Consider the following 14,394-nt stretch of genomic DNA (forward strand, 5'->3'; position numbering starts at 1 on the left):
TTTCTTGTGGAACTCAAGATGGATCATCTGTGTCCACTTTGTGATTCCTCTCATTCCGTCGCTTTGCGACGATGGTGTTTGGAAGAGGGCGGGACCCCGCGGTTTCGGAACGCGGTGCCCTCGCTCTCTGACTATCTGTGATATTCTTGCAGGGGGGTGACGGTGATGGTGCCGCTTTGGAGGGCTCGGATGGCTTTGGTGCTGGCGAGGGCGCTCGTGAGGTTCGTGCAGTGGGCGACGTGGAATTGGATGGCGCTGCTGCGGATGATTTTTTCGTCGGCCAGGCTTTCCTGGCTCTTCGGGGTGTTGATCAAGAACGCGATTTCTCCGTTTTTGATGGCGTCCACGATGTTGGGTCGGCCTTCCATGACTTTTTTGACTGGCTGGCTCGGGATGTTGTTGGCTTGGAGCGCTTTTTGGGTGCCGCTGGTAGCGATGATTTTGAAGCCGAGTTCGTGCAGTTCTTGGGCGATCGGGAGCATGGCGGGTTTGTCCCGGTCGCGCACGCTGATGAAGACGGTGCCGCTGGTGGGGAGGGCGTTGCCGGCGGCCAGCTGGCTTTTGGCGTAGGCCATGCCGAGGTCGGGGTCGAGGCCCATGACTTCCCCGGTGGCTTTCATTTCGGGGCCGAGGATGATGTCGATGCCGGGGAAGCGACTGAAGGGGAAGACGGCTTCTTTGACGTTGTATTGCTTGGGCGTGACTTCTTGGGTGAAGCCTAGCTCTGGCAGCGTTTTGCCGACCATGATTTGGGAGGCGAGCTTGGCGAGGGGGATGCCGATGGCTTTGCTGACGAAGGGGATGGTGCGGGAGGCGCGGGGGTTGGCTTCGATGACGTAGAGCTGTTCGTCTTTGACGGCGAACTGGATGTTCATGAGGCCGATGACGCCGAATTCCTGGGCCATGCCGCGGGCGGCGGTCCGGATTTCTTCTTTCATGGCTTCGCTCAGGCTGGGGGCGGGGATGATGCAGGCGCTGTCCCCGGAGTGGATGCCGGCTTGTTCGACGTGTTCCATGATGGCGCCGATGACGGTGGTGGTGCCGTCGGAGATGAGGTCGACGTCGATTTCGGTGGCGTGGTCGAGGAATTTGTCGATCAGGATGGGCTTGTCGGGCGAGGCTTCCACGGCTTCGCGCATGTAGGTTTTGAGCTCCTGATCGTGGTAGACGATCATCATGGCGCGTCCGCCGAGGACGAAGCTGGGTCGCACGAGGACGGGGTAGGTGATGCGGTTGGCGATGGCGAGGGCTTCTTCTTCGCTGACGGCGGTGCCGGCGGGGGCTTGTTGGAGGCCGAGCTTGTCCAGGAGGGCGTTGAAGTGTTTGCGGTCTTCGGCGAGGTCGATGTTTTCCGGGCTGGTGCCAATGATGGGGACGCCGTTTTTCTGGAGGTCGGCCGCGAGGTTGAGGGGCGTTTGGCCGCCGAATTGGACGATGACGCCTTCGGGCTGTTCTTGATCGCAGATGTTGAGGACGTCTTCCAGGGTGAGGGGTTCGAAGTAGAGTTTGTCGGAGGTGTCGTAGTCGGTCGAGACGGTTTCGGGGTTGCTGTTGACCATGATGGTTTCGTAGCCCAGTTCTTTGAGCGCGAAGGAGGCGTGGACGCAGCAGTAGTCGAATTCGATGCCTTGGCCGATGCGGTTGGGGCCTCCACCGAGGATCATGATCTTTTTCTTGTCGCCACCACGGGCTTCGTTTTCGATGCCGTTGTGGGTGGAGTAGTAGTAGGGGGTGTAGGCTTCGAATTCGGCGGCGCAGGTGTCGACGAGCCGGTAGGTGGGGACGATGCCGGCGGCTTTGCGCTCTTCGCGGATCGCGATTTCTCCTTCGGGTCCTTTCTGCCCGCGGGCGTGGGCGAGCTGGCGATCGCTGAAGCCGAGTTTTTTCGCCCGCCTGAGGTCGAGGCTGGCCAAGTCCTTGTTCGCTTGGACGATTTCTTGGATGTGGCGGAGGAACCAGCGGTCGATGGCGGTGGCCTCAAAGATGTCTTCCACGGTGAAGCCCTGTTCGAAGGCGATGCCGAGCCAGAAGATGCGCTCGGCATTCGGGATGGTGAGTTGGCGCCGGATGAGTTCGCGGTCCGGCGCTTGGGGGTCCTTGCCATCGCCCAGGAGGCCGAAGCGGCCGGTTTCGAGGGAGCGGAGGGCTTTTTGTAAGCTTTCTTTGAAGGTCCGGCCGATGGCCATGGCTTCGCCGACGGCTTTCATCTGGGTGGTGAGGGTGGGGTCGGCTTCTTTGAATTTTTCGAAGGTGAAGCGCGGGAGCTTGGTGACGACGTAGTCGATGGTCGGCTCGAAGCTGGCGGGGGTTTCTTTGGTGATGTCGTTCGGGAGTTCGTCGAGGGTGTAGCCGACGGCCAGCTTGGCGGCGATTTTCGCGATCGGGAAGCCGGTGGCCTTGGACGCGAGGGCGGAGGAGCGGCTGACGCGCGGGTTCATTTCGATGACGATCATGCGGCCGTTCTCGGGATTGACGGAGAATTGGATGTTCGAGCCGCCGGTTTCCACTCCCACGGCCCGAATGATGGCGAAGGAGGCGTCCCGCATGATTTGGTATTCGCGGTCGGTCAGGGTCTGCGCGGGGGCGACGGTGATGGAGTCGCCCGTGTGGACGCCCATGGGGTCGAGGTTTTCGATGGAGCAGATGACGACGCAGTTGTCCGCATGGTCCCGCATGACCTCCATTTCATATTCTTTCCATCCGAGGAGCGATTCTTCGACGAGGACTTCGGTGGTGGGCGAGAGGTCGAGCCCGCGAGCGACGATGGTTTCGTATTCTTCGCGATTGTATGCGATGCCGCCGCCGCTCCCTCCGAGGGTGTAGGCGGGGCGGATGATGAGCGGAAAGCGACCGATGCGCTCCGCGACGCCGAGGGCTTCTTCCATGCTGTGGGCCGTTTCGGAGACGGGTATGTCGAGGCCGATTTCGAGCATGAGGTCTTTGAAGATTTGCCGGTCTTCCCCTTTTTCGATGGCGTCCGCCTTGGCGCCGATCATGCGCACGGCCTGTTTTTTGAGCACGCCGCTGTGCCAGAGCTTCATGGAGGTGTTGAGAGCGGTCTGGCCGCCGAGGGTGGGGAGGAGGGCGTCCGGTTTTTCCTTTTCGATGATCCGCTCGACGATGGTGGGGGTGATCGGCTCGATGTAGGTCCGGTCCGCGAACTCGGGGTCGGTCATGATGGTGGCCGGGTTCGAGTTCACCAGCACGACTTGGTAGCCTTCTTCTTTGAGCGCTTTGCAGGCCTGGACGCCCGAGTAGTCAAATTCACATCCTTGGCCAATGACGATCGGCCCGGAGCCGATCACGAGGATTTTCTGAATGCTTTGGTCTTTGGGCATGAAGGGCTGGCCGAGTTCTTCGGCGGCCCAGCTTAGGGAGCGGCCTTGGGGATGCAAACAGAAGGCCGAGGAATCTGGCAATGAAAAGGCGGCGTTTTGCGTCTAGCTTCCCCGAACATGGGCGCCGCTCTCACCAACGCGATCGCGGGGATAGGTCGATCCTTGTTCAATTTTCCCCGTTACTTTGCGCAGCTCGCCGAGCTGTTTCGCGAGACGCTTTTCTCTTTGTTCTCCGGGCAGGCGCGGCTCCGGCTGATTTCCCGGCAGATCATTCAAATCGGTGTGAGTTCCCAGTTGGTGGTGATCGTGACCGGGGCCTTCACCGGGGCGGTCTTGACGGCTCAAACCTATTTTCAGTTTGCCGAGGTCGGCTTGGAGACGGCGGTGGGTGGGGTGGTGGGGGTGGGGATGGCGCGAGAGCTGGCGCCGGTGCTGGCCGGGCTGATGGTGGCGGGTCGGGTCGGCGCGTCGATGGCGGCGGAGATCGGCACCATGAAGGTGACCGAGCAGATCGATGCGCTGCGGGCGCTTTCGGTCCATCCGGTGGATCACTTGGTGACGCCGCGCTTTGTGGCCATGATGATTTCCATGCCCATTTTGGTGGCGGAGTCGCTGGCCTTCGGGGTGCTTTTCTGCTGGATTATGGCGGTCCCGGTGTATGGCATTAGTGAGGCTTGGTTCTTCAAGCATATGTTGGCGTATGCGGGTTTGCCGGACTTGAGTTTCAGCTTGGTGAAGGGCTTCTTTTTTGGAATCATCATTGTGATCGTGTCTTGTCACCAAGGCTTGCGGGTGAATGACGGGGCGGTGGGGGTCGGCAACAACACCACCAAGGCGGTCGTGTTCTCCAGTCTGCTGCTCCTGATCAGCAATTTTTTCCTGACGCTGATTCTCAACATTTTTTTCCCAGGGGGGTTCAAGGGCGGGGCATGAGGGCGGGGTCCTTGACGAGTGCGGGCCAGGCTCAGCCGGCCAGAGAACGGTTTCTGGAGGTGACGGGGCTGCGTAAGGTTTTGGGTGGTCGCGAGGTGCTGCGGGGAATCGATCTCGAGGTTTTCACCGGGGAGACCCTAGTCATTCTGGGCCGAAGTGGTGGCGGCAAGAGTGTGCTGCTCAAGCATCTGATCGGCTTGCTCTGTCCGGATGAGGGACGCATCGAGGTCAAAGGGCGAGATCTCTGCGGTTTGGATGAACGCAAGCTGGGGCCGTTTCGAAGGCAGATCGGCATTCTCTTCCAAGATGGAGCGCTCTTCGATTCGATGACGGTGGGGCAGAATGTGGCCTTTCCTTTGCGAGAAGGGGGTCTCCGCGAGGAAGGGGAGATCGAACGGCGCGTGATGGAGGCGCTCAAGCAGGTGGAACTCGCAGAACACGTGGCCAAGATGCCGAATGATCTCTCTGGTGGGATGCGCAAGCGAGCGGCCCTCGCCCGCACCATCATCACCCGGCCGGATTGCGTGCTCTACGATGAGCCGACTGCGGGTCTCGATCCGGTGGTTTCAGATAGCATCAATCGCCTCATTCGAGACACCCAGCGGGCGCTTGGGGGCACTTCCATCGTGGTGACCCACGATATGGTGAGCGCCCGATTCATCGCGGATCGAGTGGCTTACCTCAAAGAAGGGCGGATTTACTTCCAAGGAACGCTGGAAGAGTTGGAGGCGTCGAGCGATCCCGTGATCTCCGATTTCATCCAGGGCCGTTCTCGCGGCGTGGCCTGAAGCATTCAAGAATCCATGCAACCAAATATGGCGATCAAAGAACAAAAGAGCGAATTGCTGGTGGGGATCTTTCTTTTGGCGGGCTTGGCGCTTTTAGGAGCCATCATCCTTTTCTTCGGGAGCGCCAAGGAGAGCTTTGACCAGACTTATGAACTGAAGGTCCGCTTCAGCGATGCCACCGGGATCATCAAAGGGAGCGATGTGCGTCTGGGCGGAGCGGTCGTGGGGGAGGTCACGGGCTTGCCCATGCTGACTGATGATTTTGAAGCGGTTTTGGTCCCGATGCAGTTGGGGGGCAGCTACCGCATCCCCGAGGGCTCCAGCTTTACCATTCGGACGACCGGTTTGTTAGGGGACAGCTACATCCAGGTCAAGGCGCCGGCCCCGGAGAATCGGCAAGTGGGACGGTATGTGGCCGAGGGCGCGACTGTCTCCGGGAGCGATGAGGGCAGCATTCAGTCCATCCAGACGAAGGTGGATACCCTGGCGGCCGAGGGCGTGACCACTCTCCAAAACATCAATGCGGTGGTGACCGATGTGCAGGGTGCCTCGAGCGAGATCATGGAGGCGGCGCAGTCCCTCCGGGTGATGATAGAGCGGCTGGATAGCGAGTTCATTTCCGAGGAGAATGTGACCTCCCTCCAAACCAGCATTCGCAATATCCAGGAGTCGAGCACCAAGCTGGGGCCCCTTTTGGAACGAGGGGGCCAAGCCTTCGAGGAGCTGAGCGGGGCCCTGGAAGAGGTGAAGCCCGCTTTGGAATCCTTCGGCGGTGGGATGGCCAAGCTGGAGGCGGCCGCCGGGGACGTGGCCTTGGCCGCGCGGGATCTCCGCGAAGGGGAGGGGCTGTTCGCGGCTCTCCTGGGCGACGAGGCTCTTCGCGACAATGTCAGCCAGTTCATGCTCAATCTGAAGGAACGGGGCATTCTCCGCTACAAGGATCTTGAGGAAGAGAAGCCGCAGGAGAAGGAGATGCCTGCCGAGGACAGGGGGCTCTTCGATTGGTTCAAGCGCAGATGAGGGCTTGGCAGGGAAATCCTTTTGGGCTTGATTAAGATGGTGAACGTTTCCGCTCGCCTTCGATTGTGATGAATGACTCTTCCGCCGTCCACATCAGCCGCGCCGTCTTCCTGACGCTGTGCGTGCTGATGGGAATTTTCATTGCTTACGGGATGGCGGTGAACGTGGCGCTGGGCGGGCTGGTCGGGGGGGCTTTCGCTGGCTTGCTCGTCTTGGTGGACGCTTCCATTAAGAACCTGACCTTCCGAGGATTTTCTCACGCCACCTTTGGCCTGATGGTGGGGGTGCTTTGTGCTTGGGTGGTGACGCGGGTCGATTTGTTCAGCGTGTCGACCTTTGCGGAGTCCGGGCCGGAGGCCAAGGCGCTCTATGAGCTGGCCGTGTATTTGGCCCTCGCGTTTCTGGGGCTGACCTTGGCAGTTCGGAGCAATCGAGAGGAGTTTTCCATCATCATCCCCTATGTGCGCTTTCGCCGGGATTCGATCCAAGACCAGCCGATTTTGGTGGATACCAATGTGGTGATTGATGGGCGGATCCCGCGGATTTGTGAGACAGGTTTCCTGAGCGGTCACATCATCATTCCTCGTTTTGTCTTGGATGAGCTGCACGTTTTGAGCGATTCGCCCTCCCCCCTCAAACAAGAGCGCGGTCGGACAGGCCTTGATAGCTTGAAGGAGATGCAGCAATCCAAGCATCTCAGCGTGACCATTCACGAGGAGCGCATGGACCGGGAGGCGCTGGTGGACACCAAGCTCATCCAATTGGCTCGCCAACTGGGAGCCCGGATTTTGACCAACGATGCCAATCTCGGCCAGGTGGCCGCCCTCCAGGGGGTGGCGGTCTTGAATCTGCATGAACTTTCGGATGCCTTGCGCCCGGTGGTCTCGGCAGGGGACACGCTCGATCTGACCCTCGTCAAGAAGGGCAAGGATGAGCACCAGGGGGTGGGCTACCTTTCCGATGGCACCATGATCGTGGTCAATCGGGCGGCCGACCGCATTGGGGACCAGGTCCAGGTGGTGGTCAGCAGCGCCTTGCAGACTTCGGCCGGCCGCCTGATTTTTGCGGAGTTGGGCGAGAACGCCAAGGCCAGCTCGGCGGCCTAGAGCGGGAGTTCTTCTTCGTTTTCGAAGAAGTGGGGTTCGGCCGGGGTCTCGTCGGGGTCGGGTGAGGGCGCTTCTCTTTCCGGGGCCGGCTTTGCGGCCACCAAGAAGGAGGGGAGGGGAACCACGCTGTTGCCCGGCAGTGGGTAGACGCGGTCATGAATTTTCGGGGTGAGGGGGGCGCCTTCCTGGTAGGCCCGGCGGAACATTTCCATCTTGGCGTCGAGATTGTCGATATAATGCAGCGCCATGGCTTCGGGGGTTTTTGGCACCACGGGGGCGCCAAATTGATGCTCGCCGTGATGGGAGGCCACCAGGTGGAGGAGATGGCGGCGCACGTCTTCGCTGGGCGGATCGAGCGTGAGCCAATTCTGGCTGGCGGGAGCTTCCAGAAGCCCGTTCCAGAGTTTGTTCACCAGCTCGATGCCGATGGTGATGTGGCCAAGCATTTCGCCGGTTTCGCTGTGGCCGATGGCGAAGCCGTCCTGCGGCACGGGATTCTCCCAAATCTTGCCGCAATCGTGAAAGAGAACGCCGGCCAGGAGCAGGTCTCGATTGAGCTTCGGGTAGGCGGTGGTCAGGGCGTCGGCCGCCCGCATCATCTGGGCGACATGCTCCAAGAGGCCGCCCCGCCGAGCATGATGGAAGGTGCGGGCGGCGGCCGTCCGACGGAAGCGATCCCCGAACTGCTCACAGAAGACTTGGCCCAGGGAGCGCAATCTCGGGTCCTGGAGAGAATCCACCAGGTCCCGGACGGCCTGCCATTCCTGGGCCAGGAAAGCGCTCCGCTCAGCCGAGCCGGAAAAGAGGGCTTCGGTTTCCGAGGGGCGAAGGCGGCGTGGCTTCCATTGGCGGACTTCGATTCCGTAGGTTTCGTGGCGACTCCACTCCCCCGAGATTTCGAAGGCCTCGCCCTCCGACCAGTCAGGCAGGCTGGCAAAGTGGGGATCGCTTTCAAAGATCCGCTGGGGGAGAAAGTCTTCGGCATCGCACCACCGAAGCTCGAAAAAAGGCGAGCCACTGCGGGTGGTCTTCTGCTTTTTTTGTTCCAACTGGACGCGGACCGCGAACGCTTCCGCTTGCGAGCCAACCTGTTCCTTGAGTGCCCGCAGGGTGAGCGTTTCCATGAGGGGCTAGTATCATGAAATGCCAAGTTCTGCCAATGGGGTCTCAGCAAGGTCTTGCGTCGGAGGGGGCTTCTTGATACAAGCGAGGATGCGGTCCGCGCTCCTGCTCCTGCTCTTCACTTCCTGGGCGCAGGGCCAAGTCTGGCGCGGGGAGCCGGGTGAGCTGACGGCGGTCAAGGAGGCGGCCGATCGCGGAGAGGCGGCTGCCATGGCGGAGTATGGCTGGTTCATGTATCGCGGGTTGGCGGGTCCCTTTGACGTCAATGAGCTGGAAAGGCTGTTCTCGATCGCGGCGGAGAAGGGGAACCTTTTGGGCAAACTGGGTCTGGCGCGGCTTCATCTGAATGGCTATGCGCTGCGTCCCGACCTCGATCTCGCGGAGCGATTGGTGCTGGAAGCGGTCGAGCTCGACCATCCCGCGGGGAAAGCTCTCGTGCCATTCCTAGCAAGAAATGGCAGAAAGGTGGCCGCATTAGAAAGAGGCGACTTGGACAGTCAGCAGTGTCTGGAGGAAGCGGCCGAGGGGGGATCGGTGGCCGCTCGCTATTCCTTGGCGAGATCGCGGGTCAAGGAGGCGGACACGAGGGAGGCGGTCCTGGAGTACTTTGATTTTTTAGAAGCAGAGGCGCCTACCTACCCTTGGCTAGCAGTCATGGGGGTGAGCGACACCCAGACCTACCGCAATCATTTGAGCGCCGTAGAAGAGGAGCGATTCACTGAACGTTTCAAGCGGCTTCGCCAGCCAGCCTTGGAGCGAGGCTACCCGGAGGCCTTGTATCGGCGCTTTTCTGAGTTGCGCGATGAAGGCAAAATCGAGGAAGGGTGGCCTTACATCGCCCGTGCCGTCAGCCAGCGTCACGCCCACTCCATGGGCATTCTCCCCTGGGCGGTGCGCTTTCAGAAGGAGTATCGAGGGCGGCTCGCGCATGCGGATGCCAATCGCCTCCTCCAAGAAGCCTGGAAACGGGGGGCTCGCTTCCAGAGATTGGGAGAGCTGGCGGCCGAGGCCTTCTTCGGTCGCAGCAAAGAAGACCCCGAGATCTGGAAGCTGGTGGAAGAAGCTCTGACCGATACCATAGAGCGCAAAAACAATTATGCCCATCACGCCTGGGGGAAGTATCTCTTCATTCGTCTGCGAAATGGGCTTCCCATTCGCGGCGATGCGCGGAGAGCGCTCGGCCACGCCCTGATCTATTGTCACATTGGGCCTTATGGGGGCGATGAGGTGGGGGAGTTGTATGCCCGCGGTTGGAAAGGGGTGCCCATGAATCTCCCGCGAGCCCATGCCGCCTTCGAATGGATGACGACCGTGACCCAAAAGCAGAAGATGCAGGTCCGTCTGAAACAGGTGAAAAACCGGATGACCGAAGAGCAGTTGCAGGAATCGAAGAGACTGCGCGAGGAGGGCTTTCCGTCGGCGGAGGAGTTTCGTCGAGAAGGCGAGGCGCTCCTTCGTGAATCGGGCGATCCCTACGTGGCCCTCGACGATCCTGAGAAGCTGCGCAAGTGAACGGCCCAGCGGTGCTATCCGCTCGATTGAAATCAGGGGGTGGCCAAGCGCATTCGCTGGCTCTCTTCGGCCAACCATTCTTCAAAACTGACCTCGACTCGCGCCTCGTCCGCGATTTCGGAGGCGCCGAGGGTGATCTTGACCGTCTTTTCTTTCATCCACTTGCCGCCGTAGGCCGTCCCTGAAAGATAGCAAGGGGCATGGTGGTGCACGAGGAGAGTGTGGGTGGCGCCGACTTGGCTGTTGGAGAGAAACTGATTCCAGAGCGCTACCGGGGCCTCTCCTCGCAGGGAGAGGCCGTCGACTTCCATCAAAACATCGGTCGGCCCGAGACCAACCAAGTCCGCCGGGCCGCCCTCCTCCACCTTCTCGACCGCGGGGTAAGCGTAGACTCCTTCCCGAAAGTTGAAAAAGCCGAACCAGATCACTTTGGCCCCGATCTGGGGAATGCCCGAGCCCAGCTTGCGAATTTGGTAGAGCTTCTCCAAGACCTCCCGACTGCGGGCTTGCAGCTCGGGATCCCGCGCGGCCAAGGCTCCCAGGAGGGGGAAGAGGACCTCGTCATACTGTGTCTTTGCCAAGAGCAGCATGGCTTGGCTGGCTTCCTGGCGGACGGCGAAGCGGTCGTCTTGCATCTCGGCGAAGAGTTCGGCGGGGGTCTTTTCCTGGGCCGCGAGGGGCCCGCAGGACAAGCCGCATCCGAGAAACCACCAGCGAAAGAGAGAGGGCATCCCGAAGTGTGACAAATCGCCTGCTTCATGACAAGCTCCAAGTCGCACGGCCTTCCGTAGACTTCCCTAATGCCTGACACCTTCCAACTCGCGAGCGATTACCAGCCACAGGGCGACCAAGAGCAGGCCATCGCCAAGCTCACGAAGTCGCTCCTCGCGGGAAATCGACACCAAACCCTTCTCGGTGTGACCGGCTCAGGGAAGACCTTCACCATGGCGAATGTGGTAGCGCAGATGAATCGGCCCACCTTGGTGATGTCTCACAACAAGACCTTGGCGGCGCAGCTTTACAGCGAGTTCAAAGGCTTCTTTCCGGAGAACGCGGTCGAGTATTTTGTTTCCTATTTCGACTACTACCAACCCGAGGCCTACATCCCGCGGACCGACACCTACATTGAAAAGGATTCTTCGATCAATGATGAGATCGAGCGCTTGCGCCTGTCCACCATGGGCTCTCTTCTGACGCGGCAGGATGTGCTGGTGGTGGCTTCGGTCAGCTGCATCTACGGCTTGGGCTCCCCCGACGATTTCAAGGACATGACTTGTGCGGTCCGGGTGGGAGAGGAACTGGAGCGGGACGAGTTGCTTCGGCGGCTGGTGGGCATGCTCTTCGAGCGAAATGATGTGGCCTTCAGTCGCGGGCGTTTTCGGGTGCGTGGGGATGTGGTTGAGGTCCAGCCTGCCTACCTCGATGATGAGGCCATCCGAATCGAGTTCTTCGGTGATGAGGTGGAGCGGATGTCGGTCTTCGATGTCCTCACAGGGACCGTCAATCAGGAGGTGGAAAGCTACGTCTTCTACCCGGCTAAACAGTTCGTGACGCCGGGCGATAAGATGGAGCGGGCCATCCAGGCCATCCGCCGCGAGCAAGAAGCCCGAGTCAAATACTTCGAGGACAATCAGAAGTTCCTGGAAGCTCAGCGCATCAAACAGCGGACCGACTATGACATCGAGATGATGCAGGAGATGGGCTTTTGCCAAGGCATTGAGAACTACTCTCGCCACTTGACGGGGCGGGAGCCGGGGGCGCGTCCTTATACCCTATTGGATTTTTTCCCGGACCATTCCCTTCTCATCATGGATGAAAGCCATGCCACGGTGCCTCAGGTTGGCGGCATGTATGAGGGGGATCGCTCTCGCAAGACGGTCTTGGTGGAGCATGGATTTCGCTTGCCGAGCGCCCTCGACAATCGGCCGCTCAAGTTTGAGGAGTTTATGGAGCTAACCGATCAGCGGCTCTATGTTTCGGCCACGCCCGGGCCGTTTGAGCTGCTCAACAGCCGCCCGGATGTCACTGGCTACCTGCCTTACCAAAAGCCGACCGAAGGCGGGGTGCCCTTTGCGGTCCTTCGCAAAGCGGTCAAGGCGAGCGGCTCGGAGGAATCCATTTCGGACTTTGATCCAACCGACCGACAGCGAGCCTTGGTGATCGAACAGATCATTCGGCCGACGGGCCTGCTCGACCCCGTGCTCCATCTCAAGCCGCTCAAAGGTCAGATCGATGAGACGATCGAACTCTGTCGGCAGCGGGTCGAGAAAGGAGAGCGGGTCCTGGTGACCACCCTGACCAAGCGGACCGCCGAAGACTTGACCGATTACTTGGTCGGCGTGGGACTCAAGGTCCGCTATCTCCACAGCGAGATCGATGCCATTGAGCGGGTGGAGATTCTCCGCCAACTGCGGGCGGCGGAATTTGATATCTTGGTGGGCATCAATTTGCTGCGAGAGGGCTTGGACCTCCCCGAGGTGTCCTTGGTTTGCATTTTGGATGCAGACAAAGAGGGATACCTCCGGAGTGAGACCTCCCTCATCCAGACGGCGGGCCGGGCAGCGCGACATGTCCATGGGGAGGTCTATCTCTTTGCAGACGCAGTGACCCAATCGATCCAAGCGCTGCAAGACGCCACGGAGTATCGCCGGTCTCGACAAATCGCTCATAACCAGCTCCACGGGATCACCCCGGAGAGCGTCAAGCGCGGTGTTCAAAAGAGTCTCCAGCTCTACGCCAAGGACGACCAAGCTGCCCGGAGCGTGGTGGCGGAGGAGGAGTCCTTCGATGTCCTGGCCGTGCTCAAGGAATTGGAAAGCGAAATGCAGGAAGCGGCCCAGAAGCTCGAGTATGAGCGGGCGGCCCTTCTCCGAGACCAGATTGCGGAACTCAAGAAGAAAGCGGGCCTGGAAGAAAAGCGTCCGGTGAGCTACCGCTCCCAGGGCCGAAAGCGACAGCGGCGCTGAAAATTCCCAGCTAGCTCGACCTGTTTTCGGGCAATTTGTAAGCTGTTCTCTTTCCTCTGCGTTTTAGGGGCTCGTTCGCCCTTTTTTTCTTGGCTATGAAATGGTCTCTTCTCCTTAGTCTTCTCTGTCTGGCTTCCCTGGCCCACGGCAAACCGAATATCATTTTGGTGCTGTGTGATGATCTTGGGTATGGCGATCTGGGAATCACGGGACATCCCTATGTCAAGTCGCCCCACTTGGACCAATTTGCCCGCGAGGGCATGCGGTTTGAGAACGGCTACATGAGTGCGGCTTGGTGTGCGCCGAGTCGCTACGCCTTGATGAGCGGTCGCTATCCCATTCATTACTTCCAAGAGACCAAGGAGATGGAGACCGAGGCGCCCAATCTTTATCGGGTCTTGGCGAGCGTGGGGTATCGGACGGCCCACTTTGGGAAATGGCACATGAGTGGTCGGGGTGCCGACGATCCTCAGCCCGCTGACTACGGTGTGGACGAAGATTTCATCGCCAATGGGAACGAGGAGGGCTGGACCAAGGAAGAGCGGCGGGCGCCTCATTGGCGCGAGAACACGACCAAGAAGTATGTCGATCTCACGATCGACTTCATGGAACGCCACCGGGAGAGCGAGCAGCCCTTTTACGTCAACTTGTGGGTTTTCCCGACCCATTCCTACATCGATCCCCGGCCGGATATGCTGGAACCGTTTCAGGATTTGCAGGTGGACATCAGCGACTTCGAGAACCCGCAAATGCGGGAGTTTCTCGGGTGGATCGACGAACAAGGAGAGGTGCAAGAAGCCATGCGGGCCTATTGTGCGGATGTGGCGGAGTTGGACCATCACCTGGGTCGGCTCATGGCAGCCCTCCAAGAACTGGGGCTGGAAGAGGAGACCTTGGTCATTTTCTCAAGCGACAACGGTCCCGCGCCCCTCGGCACGACCGGCAATCGAAAGGGCCTGGCCGAGCGGATCGCGCAACGCCCCACCCTGATCAACTGCGTGGGCTCAGCCGGTCCTTTGCGAGATCGCAAGGTGTCACTGCATGACGGGGGCATCCGGGTGCCCTTCTTTGTGCGTTGGCCGGGCAAGGTGCCTCCGGGGTCAATCAATACCGAAACCATCTTCACCGGCGTCGATCTCCTGCCGACCTTGGCGAGCTTGGTGGGAGCCGATTTGCCCGAGGAGCTGGATGGCGAAAACCTGCTGGCTTCCTTCGCGGGCCAGGAGTCCCGCCGCTCCCAAGCACACTTCTGGAATGACCGCCCGGGCTGGACCGCGCTGCGAGAAGAACAGTGGAAGGCGCATCTTCAAGGAGAGGACCTGCGCTTGTTTGACCTGGAAACCGACCCCTCGGAGTCCGTCGATTTGGCCGCATCGCTTCCAGAAAAAGCAGAGTACTTTCGCAAGAAGCTCGAGGCTTGGGAGCGACAATTTGCTCCCTCCCCGAACTGATACCAAGCTCCAGAATACACTGGAAGAATGGAGGGGAGGTGTTGTGGGGAAGAGGCGCTGAAGCGCGGGGAAGGAAGAGCCGGAGTCTTTCGAGCCAGCCCTGCGTTGCTCCTCGGTTAGGGTGCCTGTACCGCGCCCTCGTCGCGCCTTGGTCTGGC

Annotated in this window: 10 protein-coding genes; 7 read left to right on the forward strand and 3 right to left on the reverse strand. The window is 60.1% G+C overall.

Going from position 1 to position 14,394, the window contains the following annotated elements; genetic code table 11:
- Positions 1-131: 131 nt before the first annotated feature.
- Positions 132-3,338, reverse strand: coding sequence for a carbamoyl-phosphate synthase large subunit (gene carB / locus AAF555_08840; GenBank protein MEM6911678.1), 3,207 nt, complete (start codon positions 3,336-3,338; stop codon positions 132-134).
- Between the two features lie 117 nt (positions 3,339-3,455).
- Between carB and AAF555_08845 the strand changes: the two genes are divergently transcribed.
- The 4 genes from AAF555_08845 (at position 3,456) to AAF555_08860 (ending at position 7,185) form a co-directional block, all read left to right on the forward strand.
- A complete protein-coding gene (locus AAF555_08845; protein MEM6911679.1) occupies positions 3,456-4,271 on the forward strand; it encodes an ABC transporter permease in 816 nt (271 codons plus the stop codon).
- A complete protein-coding gene (locus AAF555_08850; protein ID MEM6911680.1) occupies positions 4,268-5,059 on the forward strand; it encodes an ATP-binding cassette domain-containing protein in 792 nt (263 codons plus the stop codon). Before AAF555_08845 ends, AAF555_08850 begins: the two co-directional genes overlap by 4 nt.
- Before the next feature lie 27 nt (positions 5,060-5,086).
- Positions 5,087-6,079: an MlaD family protein gene (locus AAF555_08855; GenBank protein MEM6911681.1), complete on the forward strand. Its 993-nt coding sequence runs from the start codon at positions 5,087-5,089 to the stop codon at positions 6,077-6,079.
- A 68-nt stretch (positions 6,080-6,147) separates the two neighbouring features.
- On the forward strand, positions 6,148-7,185 hold the full coding sequence (locus AAF555_08860) for a PIN domain-containing protein (protein MEM6911682.1): 1,038 nt from the start codon (positions 6,148-6,150) through the stop codon (positions 7,183-7,185).
- On the opposite strand, the gene AAF555_08865 is transcribed toward AAF555_08860, so the two are convergent.
- On the reverse strand, positions 7,182-8,309 hold the full coding sequence (locus AAF555_08865) for an HD domain-containing protein (protein MEM6911683.1): 1,128 nt from the start codon (positions 8,307-8,309) through the stop codon (positions 7,182-7,184). The two genes, AAF555_08860 and AAF555_08865, sit on opposite strands and share 4 nt — an antisense overlap.
- An 88-nt stretch (positions 8,310-8,397) precedes the next feature.
- On the opposite strand from AAF555_08865, the gene AAF555_08870 reads away from it, so the two are divergent.
- A complete protein-coding gene (locus AAF555_08870; protein ID MEM6911684.1) occupies positions 8,398-9,819 on the forward strand; it encodes a hypothetical protein in 1,422 nt (473 codons plus the stop codon).
- A 32-nt stretch (positions 9,820-9,851) separates the two neighbouring features.
- Here AAF555_08870 and AAF555_08875 read toward each other — a convergent pair whose 3' ends face one another.
- On the reverse strand, positions 9,852-10,550 hold the full coding sequence (locus AAF555_08875; GenBank protein ID MEM6911685.1) for a PDZ domain-containing protein: 699 nt from the start codon (positions 10,548-10,550) through the stop codon (positions 9,852-9,854).
- A gap of 69 nt (positions 10,551-10,619) precedes the next feature.
- Here AAF555_08875 and AAF555_08880 point away from each other — a divergent pair, with 69 nt between their 5' ends.
- Together AAF555_08880 and AAF555_08885 are read left to right on the forward strand one after the other, a co-directional pair.
- On the forward strand, positions 10,620-12,785 hold the full coding sequence (locus AAF555_08880; GenBank protein ID MEM6911686.1) for an excinuclease ABC subunit UvrB: 2,166 nt from the start codon (positions 10,620-10,622) through the stop codon (positions 12,783-12,785).
- 95 nt (positions 12,786-12,880) lie between these two features.
- Positions 12,881-14,236, forward strand: a complete 1,356-nt coding sequence (locus AAF555_08885) for a sulfatase-like hydrolase/transferase (GenBank protein ID MEM6911687.1) — start codon at positions 12,881-12,883, stop codon at positions 14,234-14,236.
- Positions 14,237-14,394 lie beyond the last annotated feature (158 nt).

Source organism: Verrucomicrobiota bacterium, from assembly GCA_039027815.1.
GTDB lineage: Bacteria > Verrucomicrobiota > Verrucomicrobiia > Verrucomicrobiales > JBCCJK01 > JBCCJK01.